Genomic DNA, 22894 nt, shown 5'->3' with positions numbered 1-22894 from the left:
AATGATAGCGATATCCAAAGTGGCGGCGAGGATACCAAACTGGCAGCGGGTCGTGCCTGCCACAGCGGTCAGGACATGATCAGCCCGCCGTCGATATTGATTGCCTGACCGGTCAGGTAGGCGGCGTCATCCGAGGCCAGGAATGCGACCAGCCCGGCGACGTCCGAGGGTTTGCCAGCGCGACGCATGGGGATGTTGCGGACCCACTCGGCCATCAGTTCGCCCTTGGCATAGCGTTTTTCTTCGGTGCCGAGGATTTCACCCCAGACGCGGTCGTTGTAGTCCCACATTTCGCTTTCGATGATGCCTGGGCAGAAGGCGTTCACCGTGATGTTGTGCCGTGCCAGTTCCAGCGCCAGGCTTTGCGTGATGCCGATCACGCCCATTTTGCTCGCAGCGTAATGTGGAGTGTAGATGAAGCCTTGACGGCCCTGGCCTGAGGATGTGTTGATCAGCCTCCCGCTGCCTTGTCTGACCATGTAGCGGGCGGCTTCCCGACAGCCGAGCCAGACCCCGGTGGTGTTGACCTGCAGGACCTTGTCGAAGTCTGCGCGGGGCATGCTTTCGCAATGGTCGATGGTGATGATGCCAGCGTTTTGCACCGACACATCGATGCTGCCGAAGCGCTCGTGGGCGGTCTGGTAGAGGCGCTGTATGTCGGCCTCATCGGTAACGTCGATGCCCAGCGCCAAGCTGTTGACCGAGTATTCACTGGCCAGTTGTTCAGAGGTGAACGTCACTCGCTCAAGGTCGTTGGAGGCCAGCACCAGATTGGCACCTTCCTGAGCGAAGCGTTCGGCGATGCCTGCACCGATGCCCCGGCAAGCGCCGGTGATGACCACGGTTTTACCGCTGAATCGTTGATACATATGCGTGCTCCGGTAGTTGACAGGGCTGGCTCACCAGCAGACAAATCCACCGTCCACCAGCAGATCGACGCCGGTACAGAACGATGAGGCCTGACTGACCAGAAAGACCGCCGGGCCGACCATCTCGTCCACGCCGGCCATACGCCCCATGGGCGTGGTCTGTTCGAATATCTTCACTTGCTCGGCCACTTCCGGCCGTGAATTCATGGGCGTGGCGGTGTAGCCGGGGCTGATGCAGTTGACCCGTAAACCCTTGTCTGCCCATTCCATCGCCAGGCTTTTGCTTAGGTGAATGACGCCCGCTTTCGAGGCGTTGTAGTGGGCTTGCAGCAACCCACGATTGACGATACTGCCGGACATTGAGGCGATATTGACGATGGCGCCTTTTCCGCGTGGCAGCATGACCGCCGCCTGGGCCTGGCAACTGAGAAAGATGCCGGTGAGGTTGATGTCGAGCATGGTTTGCCAGCGTTGCAGTTCCAGGTCTTCGGCGGCCTGCGCGTTGGCGATCCCGGCACAGTTGACGGCCACGCTGAGCGCACCCAGTTCAGTTTCGGTACGTGCGATGGCTGCATCCAGCGTCGCGCGGTCGGTGACAGTACCTTGCAGGGCAAGCGCGCGTCGGCCCAGTGTGTTGATGCGTTCTACGGTGTCGCCGATACCCGCGCTGCCTTGCAAGTCAAAGCACGCCACGTCAGCCCCGGCCTCGGCAAGGCCGACTGCAATGGCCTGGCCAATGCCGCTGCCGGCTCCGGTCACAAAGGCCACCTGGCCATCCAGACGAAAAAGTTGCATGTCGTTCTCCACGTAATCAGTGTGTTGGCTCTCAGGCGGTGGCCATTTCCATGACTGACACCGGTGTCGCTTCGCCACGTTCAAGGATGCCCATCTGCCGGCCACGGCTCATGACCATGACCCGGTGTGACAAACCCAGCACTTCGTCGAGGTCGGAACTGACCACGATCACGGCCATGCCGGTTGCCGCCAGCTCGGCGATCACCTCGTAGATCGCCGCCCGCGCACCGACGTCGATGCCTCGGGTCGGCTCGTCGAGAATGAACACCTTGGGGTTGCGGGCCAGCCATTTGGCGATGATGACTTTCTGCTGATTGCCACCGGACAGGCTGTCGATTCGCTGCTCGGGCGCGCCTTTTACGCCGAGGCGCGAAATGGCGTTTCGGGCAAACGCGTGCAGGCTTTTGGGCGATACCCAGTTGCCGCTGTGCAACAGATCGGTGTTGCCATAGACCAGGTTGTCTTCGATACGGTGCTCGACCACCACGCCTTGTTGCTTGCGGTCTTCAGGCACCAGCACCACGCCCGCCTGAATTGCTTGCGAGGGGGAGTGCAGTTGAACGGTTTCGCCATCCAGTTGCATGTGGCCCTGGATATCCCGGGCTGCGCCTGCAATCACCCGAATCAGTTCGGTTCTGCCTGCACCAACCACTCCAGCGATGCCGAACACTTCACCGGCGCGTACGCTGAAGTCGATGCCATGCAAGGCGAACTCGCGGCAGGCGAGGTCCTTGACCTGCAGCATCACCTTGTCCTGCGGCGCTTGCAGGACGGGGAAGATACGTTCCAGGCTGCGCCCGACCATTTGTTCGACCAGTTCGCGCACCGGCACCTGCGCGGTGGCGTGGAGCGCAATCTGGCGGCCATCGCGCAGTACCAGAATACGGTCGGCGATTCGCGCGATTTCTTCCAGGCGATGGCTGATATAGATGAACGAAACGCCTTCAGCCTTGAGGCGCTCGACCTGCTGAAACAGCAGCTCGGTTTCTTCACCGCCAAGAGCGGCGGTGGGCTCGTCTAGAATCAGCAGGCGTGCGTTCAGGGTCAGGGCTTTGGCGATCTCGACCAGTTGCTGTGCCGCGACGCTTAAACCCTCGACCTTGCGCGAAGCGGACACATCAAGACCGAGGCGTTCCAACTGCTTCTGTGCCTGCGCTTGCATGTAGTCCCGGTCGACCTTGCCGTGGCGCATGGGCAGCCGCCCGACAAAGATGTTTTCGGCAATCGACAACTGCGCCAGCAGGCGAATCTCCTGATGAATCAGGCCGATGCCAGCGCCCAGCGCCGCCCCCGGAGAGGCTGGCGCGTAATCCTCGCCGAGCCAGCTCATGGAGCCTCCAGCTTCAGGCTGCACCAGGCCCGCGATAATCGACGACAAGGTCGATTTGCCTGCGCCGTTTTCACCGAGCAGGGCGAGCACTTCACCTGGCCGCACGTCGACATTGATCTGCGAAAGCACCTGCACCGGGCCGTAGGTCTTGCCAATGTTACGCAGGCACAGCACTGCTGCAGGTGTGACCTCAGGGTTATGGAGCGTCGGGTTATCCAGAGCAGCTTGCATGGCGGACTCCGTGGCTCAAGGGTGCTGTTGCAGGAAAGGCGCGACGTTGTCTTTGGTAGTCAGCACGGTTTCCAGCAGTTGTTCCTTGGGCACGGCTTTGCCAGCCTTGAGGGCAAGTGCGGAGGCAACGGCCATGCGCCCCATCTTTTGCGTCTGCTGGGTCATGGTCGCTTGCAGCACGCCGCTTGCCACTGCCTTGAGGCCTGCCACGTCGCCGTCAAAACCGACTATGACCACCGGTTGCCCGAGGTTGGCGACTTTTACCGCCTGCGCAGCACCGAGGGCCATCGCGTCAGCGCGGCCGAAAAACACGCTGATGTTCGGGTCACGCTGCAACAGGTCCTGAGCGACTGCAAAGCCTTTATCCTGCGCCCATTCGGCAGGCTGTTCGGCAACGACCTTGAGGCCGGGAAAGCCTTTCAAGCCTTCCTGGAAACCTTTCGCCCGATCGTTTTCCGGGGTTGTGCCCAACTGCCCTTGAAGGATGGCGATGCGGCCTTTGCCGCCAGTCACCTTGCCAACGTATTCGGCAAGCGTGCGCGCACCGGCAACGCTGTCGCTGGCAATAAAAGTGTCGCCGGGCGCGTCAGGCGCATTGCGGTCCACGGCGATTACCGGAATCCCGGCAGCCTTGGCGGCCTTGACCGGCACGCCAGCGGCAGTTGCACCTGCGGGAATGTAGATCAACGCGTCAATCTGGCGGGTGATCAGGTCCTCGATCTGGCTGACCTGAGTCGATGAATTACCCTGCGCATCGACGGTGATAATCTTCACCCCGCGGGCTTTGCCTTCGGCTTCGACCGACTGTTTGATCTGGTTGAAGAAGTCAGCCTGCAGATTGGCTACGGCCAGGCCGATGGTCAGCTCTTTGGCCCAGGTCGAGCCTGCTGTGGTGAGTGTGGCGGCGGCCAGGGCCGTGGCGAGGAGCAGTTTTTTGGTCATGAACATGGCGGTGACTCCTGATTTTATTGTTGGGGATGTCAACATCGGTCAAACACAAAACGACAACGCTTAGTGAGCACTGTTGGAGCGACGACGCAAGGTATCGATGGTCACGGCGAGGGCAATGACCACGCCGATAACGACCTGTTGAATGAAGGGCGAAACGCCAAGCAGGTTGAGGCCGTTGCGCAGCACGCCGATGATCAATACACCGACCAGCGTGCCACCGACGCTGCCGACACCGCCGCTGAGACTGGCACCGCCGATAACCACTGCGGCGATGGCGTCCAGCTCCAGCGTCAGCCCGGCGCTGGGTTGCGAGGAGTCGAGGCGGGCGGCCATCGTCACCGCGGCGATGCCGGCAAGCGCGCCGCTGATGGCGTACACCCATAAAGTGATGGCTCGCACCTTGATCCCTGAAAGCCTCGCTACTTCAGGGCTGCCGCCAATGGCGTAAAGGTTGCGCCCACCGGCCCGAAAACGCAGGAATACCCAGGCCACGCCCAGCATGACCAGAAACAGCCCGACTGTGGCCGACAGAAAGCCGAAATGGCGCACGGTGGCCAGGCTGGTGAACCACTCCGGATAACCGACTATCTGCCGACCTTCGGTAAGAATGTTTGCCAGGCCTCGGGCGACCGACATCATGGTCAGTGTGGCGATAAAGGCGGGCAGTCTGGCGTAGGTAATCAGCAATCCGGAAACCAGCCCGGCGAGCATGCCGGTCGCTATGGCTACCGGGATCGCCAGGCCCAGCGCCAGGCCTTGGTCCTGATACAGCCAGCCCAGCATCATCATCGAAAACGCCAGCACCGAACCGACAGACAGATCGATGCCGCCGATGACGATCACCGCCGTCATGCCGATGGCGAGAATGCCCAGCACTGTCACCTGGTCAAGGATGTTCAGACCGTTGCGCAGGGTGAAGAAGAATTCGGAGCTGAAGGAAAAGACCACCAGCAGCAGGGCCAGGCCAATCAATGGCCCACCGATGTTGTCAGGCAGCAGCTTGAGCAACCACGCACGACCTGACGGTTTTGCGGCAGCCTGATGAGCAGGGGCTTTGGCGTCCATGGGGGTCTCCGAATTTATTGTTGTTGGAGTTCGTTCTGGCTGCCTGAATATATATGCATGCCTGACTGTTAATTCAGATTCCGTCTCTGGCTGAGCAAAGTCAAGCGGTTTAATTTTCTTCAATTCTTATGAACACACCTCAAATGTCCCTGTGAGCCTCAAGGTAGAGCCTCGCGCAGCTGCTTCTAATGTCGTCGGCAAAAAATGTATCCGACGTTTTTTGATTTTTCAGGTGCGCGCCTGCTTGACCTGTTGGGCGATCGGCGTCTAAATATAAATATATTTTCAGTGCTGAATAAATATTCAAGTGCTTTTCAGAATAATGAATCACCGCGTGGCTAGCCCCGCAGGAGCCGCTCCATGAATGCCTTTCGCTACGATGCCCAGCAGATCAAAGAACAGGCACGCCTGATCAGGCGTAATGTCATCACCCTCAATGCCGGATCGCCTGCGGGAGGGCACACGGGGGCTGACCTTTCGGAAACCGACATTCTTGCAACCCTGTATTTCCGTATTCTCGATATCAGCCCCGAGCGCATCGAAGACCCTGCGCGCGATATCTACATCCAGAGCAAAGGCCATGGCGTCGGTGGTCTGTATTGCTGTCTGGCCCAGGCCGGTTATATCCCCGAAGCGTGGCTGCCCGAGTATCAGCATTTCAATTCGCGTCTGCCGGGCCACCCGGTGCGGCAGAAAACGCCGGGCATCGAGCTCAATACCGGTGCATTGGGCCACGGTCTGCCGGTTGCGGTAGGCCTGGCGCTGGCGGCGAAGATGTCCGGGAGCACCAAACGAATCTACGTGCTGACCGGCGACGGCGAACTGGCGGAAGGCTCGAACTGGGAGGCGGCAATGGCAGCCGCCAAGTACGGCCTGGACAACCTGTTTGTGATCGTCGACAAGAACAAGCTGCAACTGGCGGGCCTCACGGCAGAGATCATGCCGCTGGACCCGCTGGATGAGAAATGGGCGGCGTTTGGCTTCACGGTCAGCGAATGCGATGGCAACGATGTCGGGCAACTGGTGACGGCGCTGGAGCAGATGCAACTGCGCAAAGGCGCGCCTCAGGTGCTGATCGCCCACACCATCAAAGGCAAGGGCGTGTCGTTCATCGAAGGGCGATCCGAATGGCACCACCGGGTGCCGAAAGGTGATGAAGTCAGCGCAGCACTGGAGGAGTTGAATCATGTCGAGTGAGCATTTTGCCAGCGTGATGGTGGACGCGTTTATCGCGGCCGTCGACGAAGGTCTGGACCTGGTGCCAGTGGTCAGCGACTCGACGTCCACCGCCAAGATCGCCCCCTTCATGCAGCGTTTTCCGGAGCGGGTAATCAATGTCGGCATCGCTGAGCAGTCGCTGGTCAGTGTGGCGGCGGGCCTGGCGCTGGGGGGCAAGATCGCTGCCACCTGCAACGCTGCGCCGTTCCTGATTTCCAGGGCCTGCGAGCAGGTCAAGGTTGATGTCTGCTACAACCAGGCCAATGTGAAAATGTTCGGGCTCAATGCGGGCACCAGCTATGGGCCGCTGGCGAGTACCCACCATTGCCTGGACGACATCTCGGTCATGCGCGGCTTTGGCAACGTACAGATTTTCGCGCCGTCCGACCCGCTGGAGTGCCGGCAGATCATTTATTACGCCCTGCGTTATCACGGCCCGGTGTACGTCCGCCTCGATGGCAAGCCGCTGCGTGAACTGCATGACCCCAGCTACCGCTTCGTACCCGGAAAAGTCGATATTCTGCGCCGTGGTTCAGACCTGACCATCGTCGCGCTGGGTTCGGTGGTGCATGAAGCGGTAGACGCTGCGGCGCGGTTGGCGGAGCAGGGGCTCGACGCGCAGGTCATCAACCTTTCTTCGATTCGTCCACTGCAACGTGATGCGCTGCTCAACGCCTTGAGCGGCAGTCGCGGGGTGATTACTGTCGAAGAACATAACATCAACGGCGGGCTCGGCAGCCTTGTGGCCGAATTGCTCGCCGAGAACGCGCTGGGCATCACCCTGATTCGCTTGGGCATTGGTGACGGTGAGTACGCAGCAGCCGGTGCCCGTGAGCCGACGCGTGCCTTGCATGGCATTGATGCGGACGGCATTGTCGCGGCCGCTGCACGTTTGCGTTAGGGGCATTTCTGCATGTCGAGCAACCAGACCATGAATGAACACTCCCCGCTGATTCTGGCCATCGATGAAGGCACCAGCAATGCCAAGGCCGTGCTGGTCAACGAACAGGGGCAAGTCGTCGCCCGTGGTTCACGGCCCTTGAGTATCAGCCACCCGCAAGCCGGTTATTCGGAGCAGGACCCATTGCTGATCTGGCAAGCCACGCTTGAGGCGATTGCAGACTGCATGACTGGTCTGCAGCGTCCGATCAGCGCACTGGCCATCAGCAATCAGCGCGAGTCGGTGGTGGCGTGGGACCGGACGAGCGGGGCACCCTTGTCGCCTTGCATCAGTTGGCAATGCCGTCGTTCCTTGCCGCTGTGCACCGAGCTGCATGCCCAGGGTCACGAAGCCATGATTCTGAGCAAAACCGGGTTGGCCCTCGACCCGATGTTCTCCGCTGGCAAAATGCGCTGGATTCTCGATCACCTGGACGACGGTCACGCTCGCGCGGCAGCAGGGGAAATCTGCCTGGGGACCATCGACAGCTGGTTGCTCTGGAAACTCAGCGCAGGGCAAGCTTTCGCGACCGACTGCTCCAACGCGGCACGCACCCAGTTGTTCAACCTGCAGACCTGTGACTGGGATCCGCAATTGCTTGAGCTGTTTTCGATCCCTGCTGCTGCACTGGCCAGCATTCAGCCCAGTGCCGGTCTGTTTGCTCATACCGTGGCGGTCGGCGGGCTGGACGCCGGTATTCCGATTCTGTCGATGATCGGCGATTCGCATGCTGCGCTTTATGGGCAGGGCGGTTTTGCCCCCGGATTGGTCAAGGCGACCCTGGGCACCGGCTCTTCGCTGATGACGCCAATGGCCGGGCCTATCGCCTCCAGCCACGGTCTGTCGACGACACTGGCCTGGCATGATGGCGCAGCATCGACTTACGCAATGGAAGGCAACATCGTACACACCGGCGCAGCGGTGCAATGGGCCGCGCGACTGGTGGCCGGAGAATCCATGGATGCCCTGAGCGAACAGGCCACGCAATTGGCCGACAATGGCGGCGTGTACTTTGTACCGGCGCTGTCCGGTCTGGGCGCGCCGCACTGGCAGGCTGAAGCCCGCGGGCTGATCTGCGGCCTGACGGAGGGGGCTTCCGGCGCCCACATCATGCGTGCTGCGCTGGAGTCCATCGGTTATCAGATTCGCGATGTATTCGATGCGATGCAGGCTGACATCGGCACGCCGCTCAAAGAGCTTTGGGTGGATGGTGGGGCAACCCGCAATCGCTGGCTCATGCAGTTTCTGGCAGATCTGTTGCAATGCCCGGTGATCCGCAGCCTGTCGCCAGAAGTCTCGGCGCTGGGTGCCGCGCACCTGGCGGGCAAAGCCCTCGGCCTCTGGAATAACGCCGCCGACCTGCAAGCGCTGGAAAGACAGCGTGAACGCTTCGACCCCGTTCCCGGCAGGAATCTGCAGGGTTTGTATCTGGAATGGAAGGAAGCGCTGCGGCGGCTCGTATGTTGAGCGATTAGTATGACTTTTCCGAACTAACGGTGTACTTACCTTACTGATATTCTCCGCTCAAAAGGCGCAAAAGAGTCATTGCACCACGCATGTCCAAACTTATATAGAAAATTAATGACGTTTTTCTAACGTCAATATGTTAGCGATTTATGGGTGGTTAATTTGAATGTTGGTCGTCATTTAAATTAATTTCTTTAGCCTTATCATCGGGTTGACTAAAGCAGCATGCCATTCATGCAGTGTGTTTAAAGCCGGACCCTAAAGTTACGGAAAGCACGGGCGACAATACGGATGTCGAAACGACATCACTCGCGCAGAATAGTTCCATTACCTCTGTCGACTAGGTAGCTCATCACCCTGCCACGGACAGGCACGGCTAAGGATTAACATCATGTTCAGCAAGCTCAGCATCTCGCAAAAGCTGTACTTCAGCTTCGTTGCTATAGTCGTTCTAATCGCCGTGCTGGTGTTCAGTGCATACAGAGGCTTCGAGCAGGTTGAGGACGCTACCAACAGCAACGTCCATACCTATCAGGTACTCAGTGATGCACAACTGGCTCTTGAGCAACTGATTAACATCGAAACGGGTATGCGAGGCTTCGTCATCTCCTCGAAAGATGCGTTCCTCGAGCCGCAGGTAGCAGGTGAAAAGCGCTTTACCGAAGAACTCGATTCGCTCAAGCGCCTGACCGCCGATAACCCGGAGCAACAGCGTCGTCTGGCCTCGCTGGGTGAAATTCAGAAGCGCTGGCTCGATGAAGATATCCATCCGATCATCGCTCTGCGCCGTGACCTGACCGCCCGCAACATGTCCGATGACGAGCTGGACAATCGCATCACCTCCGGTGCCGATAAGGCCAAGATGGACAGTATGCGCGCGGTGTTGGCTGAAATCAGCGCCACCGAGAACAAGCTTCTGGTGCAAAGAACCCAGAATATGCTGGACGCAAAGCATTTCGCTATCATGATTCTGATGTGTGGCGGCCTTGCGGCAGCGCTGCTCTCGGCTATCCTGGCCACCGCATTGGGGCGCAGCACTACAGCACGCCTGCAACTGGCCATCGATGCTGCAACGGCAATTGCCAATGGCAAGCTGGACACGGTAATCGACACCAGCAGCCACGACGAACTGCCGAAAGCGTTCGATCGCATGCAAAACCGCCTGCGTGAGATGATTCAACAGATCAGCCAGGCAGCCAATCAACTGGTAATCGCCGTGCAACAGATCTCCGGTGCTTCCGAGCAGCTTTCCGGTGCAATTCAGGAACAGTCGACGTCTGCGTCGATGATGGCGGCCACCATTGAAGAGCTGACCGTCAGCATCCACCACGTTTCCGAAAATGCCGATGAGGCGCATCAACTCGCCAGTCGTTCGGGTCAGCAGTCAAAGGATGGTGCGCAGGTCATCGAAAATACGCTGTCCAGCATGAACGGCATTGCCAAGACCGTGCAGCTGTCGTCAACACAGGTCGCAGGCCTGGGTCAGCACTCCGAGCACATTTCATCGATCATCAGCGTGATTCAAGGCATTGCCGACCAGACCAACCTGCTGGCGCTCAACGCGGCTATCGAAGCGGCTCGTGCCGGTGAGCAGGGTCGCGGCTTCGCAGTGGTTGCCGATGAAGTGCGCCTGCTGGCGCAGAACACTGGCAAGTCCACCAAGGAAATTGCCGGAATGATCGAGAAAATTCAGGCAGGCGTACGCGAAACGGTCGAGAGCATGCGCAGCGGTGTTCAGGAAGTGAATCAGGGTGTGGAGATGGCTGGCACGGCCGGTCAGGCCATCATCGAGATTCGCGACAGTTCGGGCAAGGTTCTGCAAGTGGTCGACCAGATATCCTTTGCACTGCGTGAGCAAACCGCAGCCAGCCAGGATGTGGCACGTAATGTTGAGCGTTCTGCGCAAATGGCCGAACAGAACAACATGTCGGTTCAGGAACTGCTCAAGACCAGCGGCGGGCTGAAAAACCTGGCTACCAGTCTGCAACAGGAAGTGGGGAAATTTAAGCTTTAAGACGGCCTGACAAGCGAGTCGGTAAATAGATTCGCAGCAGCAAAGAAACGCCCGGTATCAGGCAATTGGCTGATACCGGGCGTTTTCGCATTCATGTAAAGGAAATGGCAGCACAGGACTGGCGCTTTGCTGCTTTACCGCTGCGCCAGAATACTCCCCAACAACCCCGGAAAGCGGCTCTCCAGCACCTGCGTGCGCAACGAATTCATATGCGTGGTGCCGATGTTTCGCGTCTGCACAAGCCCGGCATCCCGTAAAACACGAAAGTGGTGGGACATGCTGGATTTCGGCCGGCCACCGTCCAGCTCACCGCAGGTGGCTTCGGCGACACCCGCAAGGTAGCGCACAATTTCCATGCGCACCGGGTCGCTCAAGGCGTAGAGCACGCGTTCAAGGGAGAGGTCTTCTGGATCGGGGTGTTGGAAGGTTCGCATGGTGCGAATGATATCAAGGCTTCCGTTGATTGCCATAGTTCGATTATCATCGAACAACTGAAATCAAAAGTCATCTGGCCTACGGGAGCTTTTAATGTCTGCATTGTTCGAACCCTTCAAACTGAAAGACGTGACGCTGCGCAACCGAATCGCCATTCCACCGATGTGCCAATACTCGGCAATCGACGGGGTAGTCAATGACTGGCACCACGTTCACCTCGCAAGCATGGCGCGTGGCGGTGCAGGTTTGCTGGTGGTTGAGGCCACCGCGGTTGCACCGGAGGGGCGCATCACCCCCGGTTGCACCGGTATCTGGAACGATGAGCAGGCGCAGGCGTTCGTGCCGATCGTCAAAGCCATCAAGGACGCAGGTTGCGTGCCGGGCATCCAGATCGCCCACGCAGGACGCAAGGCCAGTGCCAATCGTCCATGGGAAGGCGACGACCACATTGTCGCTTCCGATTCGCGCGGTTGGGACACCATCGCGCCTTCCGCCATTGCGTTCGGTGCCAACTTGCCGAAAGTCCCGCGCGCCATGACCCTGGAAGACATCGCCCGCGTTCGTCAGAACTTCGTCGATGCCGCCCGCCGTGCCCGTGATGCGGGCTTTGAGTGGATCGAACTGCACTTTGCCCACGGTTATCTGGGGCAGAGCTTCTTCTCCGAGCACTCCAACCAGCGCACCGATGAATACGGCGGCAGCTTCGATAACCGCAGCCGTTTCCTGCTTGAAACGCTGGCAGCGGTGCGTGAAGTCTGGCCGGAAAACCTGCCATTGACAGCACGCTTTGGCGTACTTGAGTACGACGGTCGTGACGAACAGACCCTCACCGAATCGATCGAGCTGGCGCGTCGCTTCAAGGCCGGTGGTCTGGATCTGTTGAGTGTCAGCGTCGGTTTTAGCACGCCAGACGCCAACATTCCGTGGGGGCCTGCGTTCATGGGGCCGATTGCCGAGCGTGTGCGCCGTGAAGCGGGCATTCCGGTGACCAGCGCCTGGGGTTTTGGCGAGCCGAAACTGGCGGAAGAAGCGGTTAAATCCGGCCAGCTTGACCTGGTTTCGATAGGCCGTGCGCATCTGGCCGACCCGCATTGGGCGTACTTCGCAGCGAAAGAACTGGGTGTCGAAAAATCGGCCTGGACCCTGCCTGCGCCTTACGCTCACTGGCTTGAACGTTATCGCTGAGCCAGTGTGACGACCGGGGCTGCATCACTCTGCATCAGCCCCGGTGCCACGATCGAACCCGCGCTGTTTCACTTGCGCCGCGCCCGCGGCGCAATGCCGGTCAGTTGCTGGCGAGCGCACGCCCAGCTCAAATGCAGGGCGCTGCGCAATGCCACGGCATCGGCGGTCATGATGCGCACAGACACGCCGCAATCGTTCGGCAGGGCGCTGACGCCCAGATAGCTCTCGGGGACGACGCGCAATGCGTCACGCAAGGCCCGTTTCACATCCTCCACAGGTAAACCCTGACCCACCAGCATGAACGTCGCTAAGGCTTGCAATTGACCGCTGACGCCCGGCAAACGACGTTGCAGGTCTGCGCCGGTCATTGCCAGCCGATCACCGGCCAGCAGTTTTCCGGCCGGGCAGTGAATATGCAGATCGGCGCGATAAAAGCCGGGTAAGCCCTCGCTGCCCTGGGGCGTGTGCAGGCAGAAAGCGTCGCACAACATGACCCGCGAATCGGGGTGCAAGGTCACATTTACCCGGCTGTGCAGCTGCGTCTGCGGAAACAGAATGGTCGCCATCGGCAGGTACTCCAGCAGTGCGCCGGTTTCGGCGGTCAGGATGACGGTCTGCCGCGCGGGCTGTTCAAGCATGCTGTGGGCGACCGTTGCCGCGCCCGTGCTGACGTGCACCTGCGTGTGCGGCCCGGCGTGCAGTTGCAGGTGCAGCGTTTCCCCGGCAAACAGGCCGCCCGAGCAGGACTGCAGATAAATCGCCGCCATGCCGGGCGGGTCCTGTGGCAGTTTCAGCGTGCGGCCCAGATGGAAGGGGTAGCCGACCTCCTGACGAGACACATAACTGGCACCCGAAGGCGCTTTGCGGAAGGCAATATGTGCCGTGAGTTTTTTACAGACGGGCAGCAACGACGAGTGGGCGTTCATGGGCGGTCAAACAGTACGGCGCGGCTGATGGCTTCGACCACTTCATCCACTCCGTCACCCGTGCTGCAATTGGTAAACAGTACCAGCCTGCCGTTCCTGGCCTCGACAGACTCGCGCCGCATGCGCGGCAGATCAACGCCCACATAAGGCGCCAGGTCATATTTGTTGACCACCAGCAGGTCACAGCTCAATACGCCGGGGCCACGTTTGCGTGGTATGTCGTCACCGCCCGCGACGTCGATGACGAAGATCCAGTAGTCCACCAGGTCCAGCGAAAAGGTCGAGGCCAGGTTGTCGCCGCCGGACTCGATCAACACCAGGTCGAGATTGCCGAAACGTGCTTCCAGCTCGTCAGCCGTTTGCAGGTTGAGGGTTGGGTCTTCGCGAATGGCGGTGTGCGGACAGGCACCGGTTTCCACCGCGCGCACCCGCTGCGGGTCGATAAGGCCACTGCGCTGCACGCGCTCGGCATCCTCGCGAGTGGCCAGGTCATTGGTGATGATCGCAAGCTCGATGCCACGCGCGATAAAGCGTGGAATCAGTTGTTCCAGCAGACGGGTTTTGCCCGAGCCTACCGGGCCGCCGATTCCGACGCGCGCAGCGCCGGGATGAGGTTGGGCGTCGGTGTGCGGGGCGGATGCATTCAGAGGCAGGCTCATGTCGGGGTTCCTGTGCGGGAGGGTTTCAACGCAGCATGTAGCGTTGCGCAAGTGGCACTTCGCTGACCGGCTCGCAGTGCAGGCGCTCGCCGTCGGCATACACATCGAAGGTCTGCGGGTCGACGCGGATGTCCGGGCAGGCATCGTTGTGCAACATGTCGGACTTGCGCAGGGTGCGGGTGCCGAACGCAGGCAGTAGTTGCTTCTTGAGCCCCAGACGCGTGGCGGTGTCTGCCTCGACGGCGAGGCGGTTGACGAAGTTGACCGACAGCGCCTGTTTCGCCTCGCCAAATGCCCCCCATTGCGGGCGCATCACCAAGGGCTCGCAGGTGTACAGCGAGGCGGCGGAATCACCCATCACGGCGTGCACGATGAAGCCGCCCTTGACCACCAGTTCCGGCTTGATGCCAAAAAACGCCGGTCGCCACAGCACCAGGTCGGCAAGCTTGCCGGGCTCCAGCGAGCCGATGTAGCTGTCGATGCCGAACACTCGAGCGGCGTTGATGGTGTATTTGGCGATGTAGCGCTTGATTCGCTCGTTGTCGCCCAATGCTGTGGTTTCTTCCGGCAGGCGGCCGCGTTGGTCTTTCATTTTCGACGCCAGTTGCCAGGTGCGGCAGATCACCTCGTTGATGCGCCCCATGCCCTGACTGTCGGAGCCCAGGATCGAAATGGCGCCGGTGTCGTGAAGAATGTCTTCAGCGGCGATGGTCTGCGGCCGCACCCGCGATTCGGCGAATGCCACGTCTTCCGGTACGTCCGGGTTGAGGTGGTGGCAGACCATGATCATGTCCAGGTGCTCGTCGAACGTGTTCACCGTGTAAGGGTTGGTCGGGTTGGTGGAGGAGGGTATGCAGTTGCTTTTACCCGCCACACTGATGATGTCCGGGGCGTGTCCGCCGCCTGCGCCTTCTGTGTGGTACATGTGGATGGTGCGGTCGCCGATGGCCGCCAGTGTGTCTTCGAGAAACCCGGATTCATTCAGCGTGTCGGTGTGCAACTGGACCTGAAAATCGTATTCGTCGGCGACCTTCAGGCAGGTGTCGATCACCGCAGGCATGGCACCCCAGTCTTCATGGATCTTCAACCCCAGACAGCCACCGCGCAGTTGCCCGAGCAGCGACTCGGGCTTGCTTGAATTACCGCGCCCCAGAAAGCCGAAGTTGATCGGCCATGCTTCAGCGGCCTGTAACATCTTGCCGACATTCCATTCCCCGCCACAGTCGATGCCGACCGTGATCGGTCCCAGTGAACCGCCGATCAGGGTAGTCAGGCCCGCCGCCAGTGCGTGGTCGCAGAGTTGCGCCGAGTCGAAATGCACATGCACGTCGATACCGCCGGGGGTGACGATCAGGCCCTCGGCATCGCGCACGGTAGTAGCGACGCCGCAGATCAGTTGTGGGTGTACGCCGTCCATGATCTGCGGATTACCTGCCTTGCCAATCGCGACGATCTTGCCGTCCTTGACGCCGATGTCGCCTTTGACGATACCGATCACCGGGTCGATTATCAGCGCGTTGCAGATCAGCATGTCCAGGGCACCGTCGGCGCTGTCATGACCGGGCATCAGGCCCATGCCGTCGCGCAGGGTCTTGCCGCCGCCGTGCAGGCACTCGTCGCCGGGCACCGAGTAGTCGAATTCGACTTCAGCCAGCAACGAGGTGTCGCCCAGGCGCACTGCATCGCCTGTAGTGGGGCCGTACATGGCCGCGTATTCCTTGCGGGTCATCGTCGCCATGCTTCAGGCTCCCTTGAAATGTTGGGCGCGGGCACGCTCCAGCGCTGCCTGTTTGCAGGCCGGGTCGTGCAGGTTGCCATTGGTCAGGCCGCTGAAGCCGTGAATGTCACCAGTGCCGCCGAACTGCACCAGTTGCACTTCGCGCAGCTCGCCTGGTTCGAAACGCACCGCCGTGCCTGCGGGAATGTCCAAGTGCATGCCGAAGGCCGTTTCGCGCGGAAAATCCAGCGCCTTGTTGACCTCGAAGAAATGGTAGTGACTGCCGATCTGCACCGGCCTGTCACCCGTATTGATCGCGCGCAGGGTCGCGGTCGGTCGGCCGCTATTGAGCTGGATGTCGCTGTCCGGCGAGAGTATCTCGCCAGGTGTCGGCATGAGCGTAAGCGGCAGTTTGCCCGGCCTGATGGGCTGGTGCACGGTGACCAGCTTAGTGCCGTCCGGGAAGGTGCCTTCCACTTGCAGCACGGGCAGCAGGTCGGCGACGCCTGGCATCACATCATCGGTATTGAGAATGGTCGAGCCGAACCCGATCAGCTCGGCAACACTTCGGCCTTCGCGTGCGCCTTCAAGAATCTCGTCGGCAATCAGGGCCGAGGCTTCCGGAAAATTCAGGCGCAGGCCCTTACTGCGGCGTTTGCGTGACAGTTCGGCGGCGGTGTATAGCGTCAGTCGTTCAAGTTCAGTAGGCGTCAGCAGCATGACAGGGCTCCCGGTAGCGTGGCTGGCTCAATTGGCAAACAGGCGCAGGTCCTGGGTTTCGTGGCGCATCACGGCGATTTCGGCCATGGGCGTGAAACCACAGGCGTCGTCCGGGGCAGGCGGCTCCATTGCGAGCAGCTCGGTGATCAGCGGCTGGATATCGGTCAGTACCCGTTGCCCATCGATATGGCCAATGACCCCCAGGCGCACGGCGGCGCTGACCAGCCCGGTACACAAACCGTGCGCCGCCGCCAGCTGGCAGTGATCGCGCTGCATGCCCAGACGGTTCCAGAGCAAGCCCTGCACAACCGGCAAATGTCCCTGCGCGTGACCCGCCAGAACCTGCTGCTGATAAGCCGCCGCATCCTGCGTGCCCAACGCGACGTGCACGGCCAGCAATGCCTGGCCTACACGCCGTGAGCCCTGACGCAGTTCCTCGGCGAGGGTCAAGGCTTCGATCTGCGCGTCCATGGCCATCAACGCAGTCTGGTCATCAGCCATGCGCCATGCAGCAAGTAGAAATACCCGGTCAAAACTGTTCCAGCGGTGGCGCAACTGGCCTTCGACAAAGCCGTGCACCTCGGCACTGCGGTTAAGGCGAACGGTTCGCTGTCGGCGGCGCGGCGCGACAACTTCGCCATTGCCGAGATACCCGTCAGCCAGCAGGGTTTCCAGGCCCCACGACCATGCCACCGCGCCACCGGGAAAGAAGCTGTCGGCCTGTTGCAGGGCCAGCAGCAGGCTGCTCATGGCGTTCATGCGCATCGCACCCGGCCGTCCGCAAGCATGGGGGCCAGACGTTCAAGGTAATCGGCTTGCGGGCCATTGAGCGGTATTTGCAGGATGTCACCGGCAAAGCGCACCGCCCAATGCATGTTGCCGGCGAAATAACCCAGCTCCAGCGCCGCCGCTGCGTCCCTTGGCAACAGGTCGAGGTATTCCTGATCCTGCATCTGCACGACGATGGCGCGTTGACTGTCGAGCATCAGTACCGAGCCGTTGCGCAGCTGCTGGTGACGCTCAAGGCGAATGGCGCAGTCGGTGCCCCGATCACTGGCCAGGCGCAGGCGATGGCGCTGAATGTCACTGCCGGACAGGCTCAGGGTTTCGACCTGGCCGGCGTGGCTCAGGTCATGCAGGCGGTCGGCGAGGGCAGGGTCGCTGGCCTGGCCCAGAATGCGGTCGAGTATCAGCATGGCGATGGCTCCTGTGCTCTGTTCAGATGGTCAGGTAGCGCAGGATGCGCTCGCGGTCGACGGTTTCGCGGACTTCGCTGTGCACGAATTCGCCTTTCTCGATGATCAGATAGCGGTCAGCCACGGCCATGGCGAACGACAGCACCTGCTCGGAAACAATCAGCGAAAACCCGCGTTCCTTTTTCAGCAGGTTGAGGGCTTTGGCGATGTCCTTGATGATCGAGGGCTGGATGCCTTCGGTGGGTTCATCGAGGATCAACACCTTGGGGTTGGAAACCAGCGCCCGCGCGATGGCCAGCTGTTGCTGCTGGCCGCCTGAGAGGTTGCCGCCCTTGCGCCGACGCATTTCGAACAGCACCGGAAAGTATTCGTAGATGTAGTCGGGAATCGGCGCAGCGGGTGCGCCCTGCATGCCGGTGAGGATATTTTCCTCGACGCTCAGGTAGGGGAAGATCATCCGCCCCTGCGGTACGAAACCGACCCCGGCTGCGACCCGCTCGTAGCTCTTGCTGCCAGTCAGTTCCTGCCCGGCCAGTGTGATGCTGCCGCTGCGGGTCGGCAGCATGCCCACCAGGCTTCTCAGCAGCGTGGTCTTGCCCATGCCGTTACGGCCCATGATCGCCAGCGACTCGCTCGGTGCAAGCTCCAGGCTAAGGTCGCGCAGCACATGGCTGTCGCCGTAATACACATTGAGGTGAGAGACATTCAGCATGTTCAGTGCCCCAGGTAGACGTCGATGACGCGAGGATCGTTCTGCACCTGATCCATCGAGCCGTAGGCCAGGGTTTTGCCCTGATGCAGGACGGTGACCTTGTCGGCCACCGATTTCACGAACTCCATATCGTGCTCGATGATGACCATTGCCCGGCCCTTGGCGATCAGCTTGAGCAGGCCAGCGGTTTTCTCCCGCTCGCCAGCGCTCATGCCGGCCACGGGCTCGTCGAGCAGCAGCAGTTCCGGACGCTGCATCAACAACATGCCGATCTCCAGCCACTGCTTCTGGCCGTGAGACAACAGCCCGGCCTTGCGCCCCAGTTGGTCCTTGAGAAAGATCATCTCGGCGGTCTGTTCGATTTCGGCGCTCAGTGCTGCGTTCTTCCCGGCGAACAGGCAGTTGAAGATGCCGCGCTTGTCCGGTGAGGAAATGTCGAGGTTTTCGCGCACGGTGAGGTCTTCGTACACCGACGGGTTCTGAAACTTGCGGCCCACGCCTGCGCGAGTGATCTGGTACTCGATCATGTTCGCCAGTTGCAGGTCCTTGAAGCGGATGCTGCCTGCGCTCGGGCGGGTCTTGCCGCAGATCATGTCGAGCAGGGTGGTCTTGCCCGCGCCGTTGGGGCCGATCACCACATGCACCTGATTTTCCTCGACATAGAAGTTGAGGTTATCGACCGCCTTGAAGCCATCGAACGATACGGTCAGGTCTTCGACACTCAGTAACATTGCGCTCATGACTGCGCCTCCTTGTTACTCAGGCGTTGCAACAGCCCGGCGAGGCCGGTCGGCAGGAACAGCACCACCGCCATGAACAGAAAGCCGATGAAGTATTGCCAGAAGCTGACGAAGTTCTCCGACAGGTAAGTCTTGGCTGCACCGATCAGCAGCGTTCCGTATACCGCGCCGACCAGTGAAAGACGACCACCCAGCGCGGCATAGATCACTATTTCCGTGGACGGAATGATGCCCACCAGCGATGGCGACGCCAGCCCGACCTGCAGGGTGAACATCACGCCGCCCAGCGCTGAAATAAGGGCCGCCACGGCAAAGATGAAGGCCTTGAACAACGCAGTGTTGTAGCCGGAAAAACGCACCCGGTCTTCGCGGTCACGGATCGCCACGACGACCTTGCCCAAGCGGCTGCGCAGAATGAAACCGCACATTGCCACACTGGCCAGCAGCAACAGCGTGGTGATCAGGTAGAGAATCCAGGGCGTCTGGGGCGTCTGCAGGCTCATGCCGAAGGCGGTCTTGAAGTCGGTCAGACCGTTGACACCGCCGGTGTAGCCCTGCTGGCCGATGATCATGATCGACATGATCGAGGCCAGTGACAGGGTAATGATCGAGAAGTACACGCCACCGACGCGCTTCTTGAAATAGGCATAGCTGAACAGAAACGCCAGCAGCGAAGGCAGGATCAGGATCGCTGCGAGGGTGAAGGTGGCCGATTCGAACGGTTTCCACCACCAGGGCAGGGCTTCGACGCTGTTCCAGATCATGAAGTCCGGCAGCGCCGAGCCGTAGAAAGCGGCGAGGGCGCTGGCGGCTTCATCCGTGGCAGTGGCTTCCAGTTTCAGGTACATCGCCATCATGTAACTGCCCAGGCCGAAGAAGATCCCCTGGCCGAGGCTGAGAATGCCGCCGTAGCCCCAGATCATCACCATGCCCACGGAGCAGAACGCCAGGCTCAGGTATTTGCCCGCCAGCCCCAGACGGAAATCGCCCAGCAGTAGCGGCAATACCACCAACAACAGCAGCGATAGCCAGATCAGGCTGTAACGCTCGATCAGCGACAACCAGCCACCACTCAGCCAGTCTGGCCGGGCTGCTTTGACCGGCGTCCCGGCCAGTGGCTTTTCAGTCATGTTGTTCATCTCAACGTCTCACTTTCGTGGCGAACAGGCCGTTGGGGCGGAAAAACAGCAGCACGATGACCACCAGCAGGGTGATCGCCTTGGCCATGGAGCCGGTGGTGAGGTATTCCAGCGAGATCTGCGTCTGGCCGATGGCGAACGCCGAGAGAAAGGTGCCGAGCAGGCTTTCGACGCCGCCGAACACCACCACGATGAAGGTATCCACCAGATACTGCTGGCCACTCACCGGGCCGGTGGAGGCGAGCATGGTGAATGAACTCCCGGCAATACCCGCCAGGCCGCAGCCCAGTGCAAACGTCACCGAATCGACCCGCGCAGTGTTGATTCCGGCCGCTCCGGCCATCGCGCGGTTCTGGGTCACTGCACGAATGCGCAGGCCCCAGCGGCTGCGGTAGAGGAACAGAAACACCGCTGCGGCAATCACGAACGTCAGGCCGATGATGAAAATGCGGTTGAGCGGCAACTCCAGCCCTTCGCTGATTTTCCACGCACCCTGCAGCCATTGCACGGTAGGTACGCTGACTTCCTTGGGGCCGAACACCTGACGGAACAGTTGCTGCAGCACCAGCGACAGTCCCCAGGTTGCCAGCAATGTGTCCAGTGGCCGGTTGTACATGAAGCGGATAAAGCAGCGTTCCAGCAGTAGACCGAAGGCGAAGGTCACCACAAAGGCCATTCCGATGCCGATGATGAAATACCAGCCCATGAACTCGGGGAAGTAGCGCTGAAACACCACGGAGGTGACGTAGGTCATGTATGAGCCCATCGCCATCAGTTCGCCGTGCGCCATGTTGATCACGCCCATCAGGCCGAACACGATGGTCAGCCCGAGTGCCATCAGCACCAGCACGGAAAACAGCGAGAACCCGCTGAAGACTTGCATTACCAGCGTATCGAGAGTCATGCCGTCGCTACCTGTTGCTGCACATTGACGAAAGCGGGCGCGAACCAGATCGCGCCCGGCCTGGTATCAGAGTTTCGGAAACGGGTTGGGCTCGATCGGTGCGGACTCGTAGATCACGTCCACCTGGCCCTGCGCGTTGAGCGTGCCGATGCGCGCACGCTTCCACAGGTGGTGGTTATCCTTGTGCACCTTGATCTCGCCTTCGGGCGCATCGAGGGTCAGTTCCGAGGAGGCGGCGATTACTTTCGGCACGTCGAAGCTACCGGCTTTCTCGACGGCCTTTTTCCACAGGTACACCGCGGTATACGCCGCAGCCATCGGGTCACCGACGACGCGCTGCTGCCCATAGCGTGTTTTGAACGCCTGGACGAACTTCTCGTTGACCGGGTTTTTCAGGCTCTGGAAGTAGCTCATGCAGGTCAGGAAACCGACGAGGTTTTCCGCGCCGATGCCGGTGACTTCCTCTTCAGTGATCGCAAGGCCCATCAGCGTCTGGTTGCTGCTGTCGATACCGGCAGCCTTGAGCTGTTTGTAAAACGCCACGTTCGAGCCGCCGACGATGGTCGACAGCACGATGTCCGGCTTGGCCACCTTGATCTTGTTGATCACCGAGGAAAATTCGATAGCGCCCAGCGGCAGGTAGTCTTCGCCGACGATGGAGCCGCCCTGTTTGGTGACCGATGCCCGCGCCAGTTTGTTGGTAGTGCGTGGCCAGATGTAGTCGGAGCCGACCAGATAGACGCTTTTGCCCTTGTTGGCCATCAGCCAGGTGACGGCTGCCAGGGTCTGCTGCGAGGCCTCGGCGCCGGTGTAGATAATGGCCGGGGATTTTTCCAGCCCTTCATAGAAGGTCGGGTAGTAGAGCAGGCCCTTGTTGCGCTCGAAGACCGGCAGCACCGCTTTGCGCGACGCCGAGGTGAACGCGCCAAAGGTTACCGCAACGTGGTCGTTTTCCAGCAGCTTGCGGGCTTTCTCGGCAAAGGTTGGCCAGTCGCTGGCACCATCTTCAACGATCGGTTCGATGGTTTTGCCCATCACGCCGCCACTGGCGTTGATCTCTTCGATGGCGAGCTTTTCGGCGTCGACCACCGAGGCCTCACTGATGGCCATGGTGCCGGTCAGCGAGTGGATGATGCCGACTTTCACAGTCTCGTCCGCCTGCGCCTGACCGATCAGGGAAAACGGCAGCAGGCTGATCGCACCCAGCAACAGAGCATGCTTGATCAAACGGCGTTTGTCGTTGTGCATTCACTTTTCTCCCAGGAATAAAAAAAGCCCGACATCCCGGCCAAATCAATGGGCGGGATGTCAGGCTTCTGTGCCGAATCTGGCGGGACAAACTGTGTCCGATCCAGTCGTACGCGAGGTGTCTCCCTACTTGCCAAGGGGGCGTAGGGCAGACAGCTGGCGCGATGTCTCAGGGGGAACATAGCAAGGGCAATGCCAAGTGCCGAAACGGCTGTTTGCACGGGTTTTGAAACCGCGTGGCAGAGCATCCCTGCATTTATTGCACGAACAAACAGGCATGCGCCGCTTTGGCGCGAACGGGCCTCTTGCGCACCAAAAACGTGAGACTGCGCACGTTGCTTCCTTGGATGCGCACGTCTTCAATGGCTGAAATACGATGCTTTTGCAGGCGCGAACTTGTTCGCGAAGGCTTTATTCCTGACGATCCATCCTC

General features: G+C 60.3%; 22 protein-coding genes. 5 read left to right on the top strand and 17 right to left on the bottom strand.

From position 1 onward, the window contains the following. Window positions 1-68 precede the first annotated feature (68 nt). From AO068_RS02825 to AO068_RS02805, 5 genes are all read right to left on the bottom strand, one after another. On the bottom strand, window positions 69-869 hold the full coding sequence (locus tag AO068_RS02825; protein WP_057402237.1) for an SDR family oxidoreductase: 801 nt from the start codon (window positions 867-869) through the stop codon (window positions 69-71). 30 nt (window positions 870-899) lie between these two features. After that, entirely contained in the window at window positions 900-1664 is a 765-nt protein-coding gene (locus AO068_RS02820; protein ID WP_058407602.1) for an SDR family oxidoreductase, read from the bottom strand. 31 nt (window positions 1665-1695) lie between these two features. Further along, window positions 1696-3225 carry a sugar ABC transporter ATP-binding protein gene (locus AO068_RS02815; RefSeq protein WP_058407601.1) on the bottom strand — a complete coding sequence of 510 codons (1530 nt, stop codon included), beginning with the start codon at window positions 3223-3225 and terminating at the stop codon, window positions 1696-1698. 15 nt (window positions 3226-3240) lie between these two features. Next, a complete protein-coding gene (locus AO068_RS02810) occupies window positions 3241-4173 on the bottom strand; it encodes a sugar ABC transporter substrate-binding protein (protein ID WP_058407600.1) in 933 nt (310 codons plus the stop codon). A 63-nt stretch (window positions 4174-4236) separates the two neighbouring features. Further along, on the bottom strand, window positions 4237-5241 hold the full coding sequence (locus AO068_RS02805; protein ID WP_054070966.1) for an ABC transporter permease: 1005 nt from the start codon (window positions 5239-5241) through the stop codon (window positions 4237-4239). Window positions 5242-5601: 360 nt separating this feature from the next. On the opposite strand from AO068_RS02805, the gene AO068_RS02800 reads away from it, so the two are divergent. The 4 genes from AO068_RS02800 to AO068_RS02785 all read left to right on the top strand — a co-directional run bounded on the left by AO068_RS02800 (window position 5602) and on the right by AO068_RS02785 (window position 10880). Continuing rightward, window positions 5602-6438, top strand: coding sequence for a transketolase (locus AO068_RS02800; protein ID WP_005753658.1), 837 nt, complete (start codon window positions 5602-5604; stop codon window positions 6436-6438). Then, window positions 6428-7360: a transketolase family protein gene (locus AO068_RS02795; protein ID WP_058400216.1), complete on the top strand. Its 933-nt coding sequence runs from the start codon at window positions 6428-6430 to the stop codon at window positions 7358-7360. Before AO068_RS02800 ends, AO068_RS02795 begins: the two co-directional genes overlap by 11 nt. A 30-nt stretch (window positions 7361-7390) precedes the next feature. Continuing rightward, a complete protein-coding gene (locus tag AO068_RS02790) occupies window positions 7391-8866 on the top strand; it encodes an FGGY family carbohydrate kinase (RefSeq protein ID WP_058400287.1) in 1476 nt (491 codons plus the stop codon). Between the two features lie 391 nt (window positions 8867-9257). Beyond that, on the top strand, window positions 9258-10880 hold the full coding sequence (locus AO068_RS02785) for a methyl-accepting chemotaxis protein (RefSeq protein ID WP_058400217.1): 1623 nt from the start codon (window positions 9258-9260) through the stop codon (window positions 10878-10880). A 134-nt stretch (window positions 10881-11014) separates the two neighbouring features. On the opposite strand, the gene AO068_RS02780 is transcribed toward AO068_RS02785, so the two are convergent. Continuing rightward, the gene (locus AO068_RS02780; RefSeq protein WP_058407599.1) at window positions 11015-11350 is read right to left on the bottom strand and encodes an ArsR/SmtB family transcription factor; all 336 of its coding nucleotides are present in this window, start codon (window positions 11348-11350) and stop codon (window positions 11015-11017) included. Window positions 11351-11408: 58 nt separating this feature from the next. Here AO068_RS02780 and AO068_RS02775 point away from each other — a divergent pair, with 58 nt between their 5' ends. Then, window positions 11409-12500 (top strand): NADH:flavin oxidoreductase/NADH oxidase, encoded by a 1092-nt coding sequence (locus tag AO068_RS02775; protein WP_058407598.1) that lies wholly within the window; start codon window positions 11409-11411, stop codon window positions 12498-12500. A 68-nt stretch (window positions 12501-12568) separates the two neighbouring features. On the opposite strand, the gene AO068_RS02770 is transcribed toward AO068_RS02775, so the two are convergent. The 11 genes from AO068_RS02770 to urtA all read right to left on the bottom strand — a co-directional run bounded on the left by AO068_RS02770 (window position 12569) and on the right by urtA (window position 22461). Then, the gene (locus AO068_RS02770; RefSeq protein WP_058407597.1) at window positions 12569-13426 is read right to left on the bottom strand and encodes an urease accessory protein UreD; all 858 of its coding nucleotides are present in this window, start codon (window positions 13424-13426) and stop codon (window positions 12569-12571) included. Further along, window positions 13423-14085: an urease accessory protein UreG gene (gene ureG / locus AO068_RS02765; protein ID WP_058407596.1), complete on the bottom strand. Its 663-nt coding sequence runs from the start codon at window positions 14083-14085 to the stop codon at window positions 13423-13425. Before ureG ends, AO068_RS02770 begins: the two co-directional genes overlap by 4 nt. 25 nt (window positions 14086-14110) lie before the next feature. Beyond that, window positions 14111-15823 carry an urease subunit alpha gene (ureC, locus tag AO068_RS02760; RefSeq protein ID WP_058407595.1) on the bottom strand — a complete coding sequence of 571 codons (1713 nt, stop codon included), beginning with the start codon at window positions 15821-15823 and terminating at the stop codon, window positions 14111-14113. 3 nt (window positions 15824-15826) lie between these two features. Next, on the bottom strand, window positions 15827-16522 hold the full coding sequence (locus tag AO068_RS02755) for an urease subunit beta (RefSeq protein ID WP_058407594.1): 696 nt from the start codon (window positions 16520-16522) through the stop codon (window positions 15827-15829). Between the two features lie 27 nt (window positions 16523-16549). Continuing rightward, window positions 16550-17281 (bottom strand): urease accessory protein UreF, encoded by a 732-nt coding sequence (locus AO068_RS02750; RefSeq protein ID WP_058407624.1) that lies wholly within the window; start codon window positions 17279-17281, stop codon window positions 16550-16552. Then, complete coding sequence (gene ureE / locus AO068_RS02745) at window positions 17278-17718, bottom strand: urease accessory protein UreE (protein ID WP_005746865.1); 441 nt, start codon at window positions 17716-17718, stop codon at window positions 17278-17280. Before ureE ends, AO068_RS02750 begins: the two co-directional genes overlap by 4 nt. Before the next feature lie 22 nt (window positions 17719-17740). Next, on the bottom strand, window positions 17741-18430 hold the full coding sequence (gene urtE, locus AO068_RS02740) for an urea ABC transporter ATP-binding subunit UrtE (RefSeq protein WP_058407593.1): 690 nt from the start codon (window positions 18428-18430) through the stop codon (window positions 17741-17743). 2 nt (window positions 18431-18432) lie between these two features. Beyond that, window positions 18433-19170, bottom strand: a complete 738-nt coding sequence (urtD, locus tag AO068_RS02735; RefSeq protein ID WP_016981335.1) for an urea ABC transporter ATP-binding protein UrtD — start codon at window positions 19168-19170, stop codon at window positions 18433-18435. Continuing rightward, a complete protein-coding gene (gene urtC, locus AO068_RS02730) occupies window positions 19167-20309 on the bottom strand; it encodes an urea ABC transporter permease subunit UrtC (protein WP_058407592.1) in 1143 nt (380 codons plus the stop codon). Before urtC ends, urtD begins: the two co-directional genes overlap by 4 nt. Window position 20310: 1 nt before the next feature. Then, complete coding sequence (gene urtB, locus AO068_RS02725) at window positions 20311-21213, bottom strand: urea ABC transporter permease subunit UrtB (protein WP_058407591.1); 903 nt, start codon at window positions 21211-21213, stop codon at window positions 20311-20313. A gap of 66 nt (window positions 21214-21279) precedes the next feature. After that, the gene (urtA, locus tag AO068_RS02720) at window positions 21280-22461 is read right to left on the bottom strand and encodes an urea ABC transporter substrate-binding protein (RefSeq protein WP_058407590.1); all 1182 of its coding nucleotides are present in this window, start codon (window positions 22459-22461) and stop codon (window positions 21280-21282) included. Between the last annotated feature and the right edge of the window lie 433 nt (window positions 22462-22894).

This window comes from Pseudomonas sp. ICMP 3272, assembly GCF_001466905.1.
GTDB classification, from domain to species: Bacteria; Pseudomonadota; Gammaproteobacteria; order Pseudomonadales; family Pseudomonadaceae; genus Aquipseudomonas; species Aquipseudomonas amygdali.
The sequence above is the reverse complement of the archived record's forward strand: the minus strand, read 5'-3'. Positions and strand labels throughout refer to the sequence as shown.

Excerpts from the sequence above, each read along its gene's own strand:
- AO068_RS02825 (WP_057402237.1), bottom strand. The coding sequence starts at position 869 with ATGTATCAACGATTCAGCGGTAAAACCGTGGTCATCACCGGCGCTTGC.
- AO068_RS02820 (WP_058407602.1), bottom strand. The coding sequence starts at position 1,664 with ATGCAACTTTTTCGTCTGGATGGCCAGGTGGCCTTTGTGACCGGAGCC.
- AO068_RS02815 (WP_058407601.1), bottom strand. The coding sequence starts at position 3,225 with ATGCAAGCTGCTCTGGATAACCCGACGCTCCATAACCCTGAGGTCACA.
- AO068_RS02810 (WP_058407600.1), bottom strand. The coding sequence starts at position 4,173 with ATGTTCATGACCAAAAAACTGCTCCTCGCCACGGCCCTGGCCGCCGCC.
- AO068_RS02805 (WP_054070966.1), bottom strand. The coding sequence starts at position 5,241 with ATGGACGCCAAAGCCCCTGCTCATCAGGCTGCCGCAAAACCGTCAGGT.
- AO068_RS02800 (WP_005753658.1), top strand. The coding sequence starts at position 5,602 with ATGAATGCCTTTCGCTACGATGCCCAGCAGATCAAAGAACAGGCACGC.
- AO068_RS02795 (WP_058400216.1), top strand. The coding sequence starts at position 6,428 with ATGTCGAGTGAGCATTTTGCCAGCGTGATGGTGGACGCGTTTATCGCG.
- AO068_RS02790 (WP_058400287.1), top strand. The coding sequence starts at position 7,391 with ATGAATGAACACTCCCCGCTGATTCTGGCCATCGATGAAGGCACCAGC.
- AO068_RS02785 (WP_058400217.1), top strand. The coding sequence starts at position 9,258 with ATGTTCAGCAAGCTCAGCATCTCGCAAAAGCTGTACTTCAGCTTCGTT.
- AO068_RS02780 (WP_058407599.1), bottom strand. The coding sequence starts at position 11,350 with ATGGCAATCAACGGAAGCCTTGATATCATTCGCACCATGCGAACCTTC.
- AO068_RS02775 (WP_058407598.1), top strand. The coding sequence starts at position 11,409 with ATGTCTGCATTGTTCGAACCCTTCAAACTGAAAGACGTGACGCTGCGC.
- AO068_RS02770 (WP_058407597.1), bottom strand. The coding sequence starts at position 13,426 with ATGAACGCCCACTCGTCGTTGCTGCCCGTCTGTAAAAAACTCACGGCA.
- ureG (WP_058407596.1), bottom strand. The coding sequence starts at position 14,085 with ATGAGCCTGCCTCTGAATGCATCCGCCCCGCACACCGACGCCCAACCT.
- ureC (WP_058407595.1), bottom strand. The coding sequence starts at position 15,823 with ATGGCGACGATGACCCGCAAGGAATACGCGGCCATGTACGGCCCCACT.
- AO068_RS02755 (WP_058407594.1), bottom strand. The coding sequence starts at position 16,522 with ATGCTGCTGACGCCTACTGAACTTGAACGACTGACGCTATACACCGCC.
- AO068_RS02750 (WP_058407624.1), bottom strand. The coding sequence starts at position 17,281 with ATGAACGCCATGAGCAGCCTGCTGCTGGCCCTGCAACAGGCCGACAGC.
- ureE (WP_005746865.1), bottom strand. The coding sequence starts at position 17,718 with ATGCTGATACTCGACCGCATTCTGGGCCAGGCCAGCGACCCTGCCCTC.
- urtE (WP_058407593.1), bottom strand. The coding sequence starts at position 18,430 with ATGCTGAATGTCTCTCACCTCAATGTGTATTACGGCGACAGCCATGTG.
- urtD (WP_016981335.1), bottom strand. The coding sequence starts at position 19,170 with ATGAGCGCAATGTTACTGAGTGTCGAAGACCTGACCGTATCGTTCGAT.
- urtC (WP_058407592.1), bottom strand. The coding sequence starts at position 20,309 with ATGAACAACATGACTGAAAAGCCACTGGCCGGGACGCCGGTCAAAGCA.
- urtB (WP_058407591.1), bottom strand. The coding sequence starts at position 21,213 with ATGACTCTCGATACGCTGGTAATGCAAGTCTTCAGCGGGTTCTCGCTG.
- urtA (WP_058407590.1), bottom strand. The coding sequence starts at position 22,461 with ATGCACAACGACAAACGCCGTTTGATCAAGCATGCTCTGTTGCTGGGT.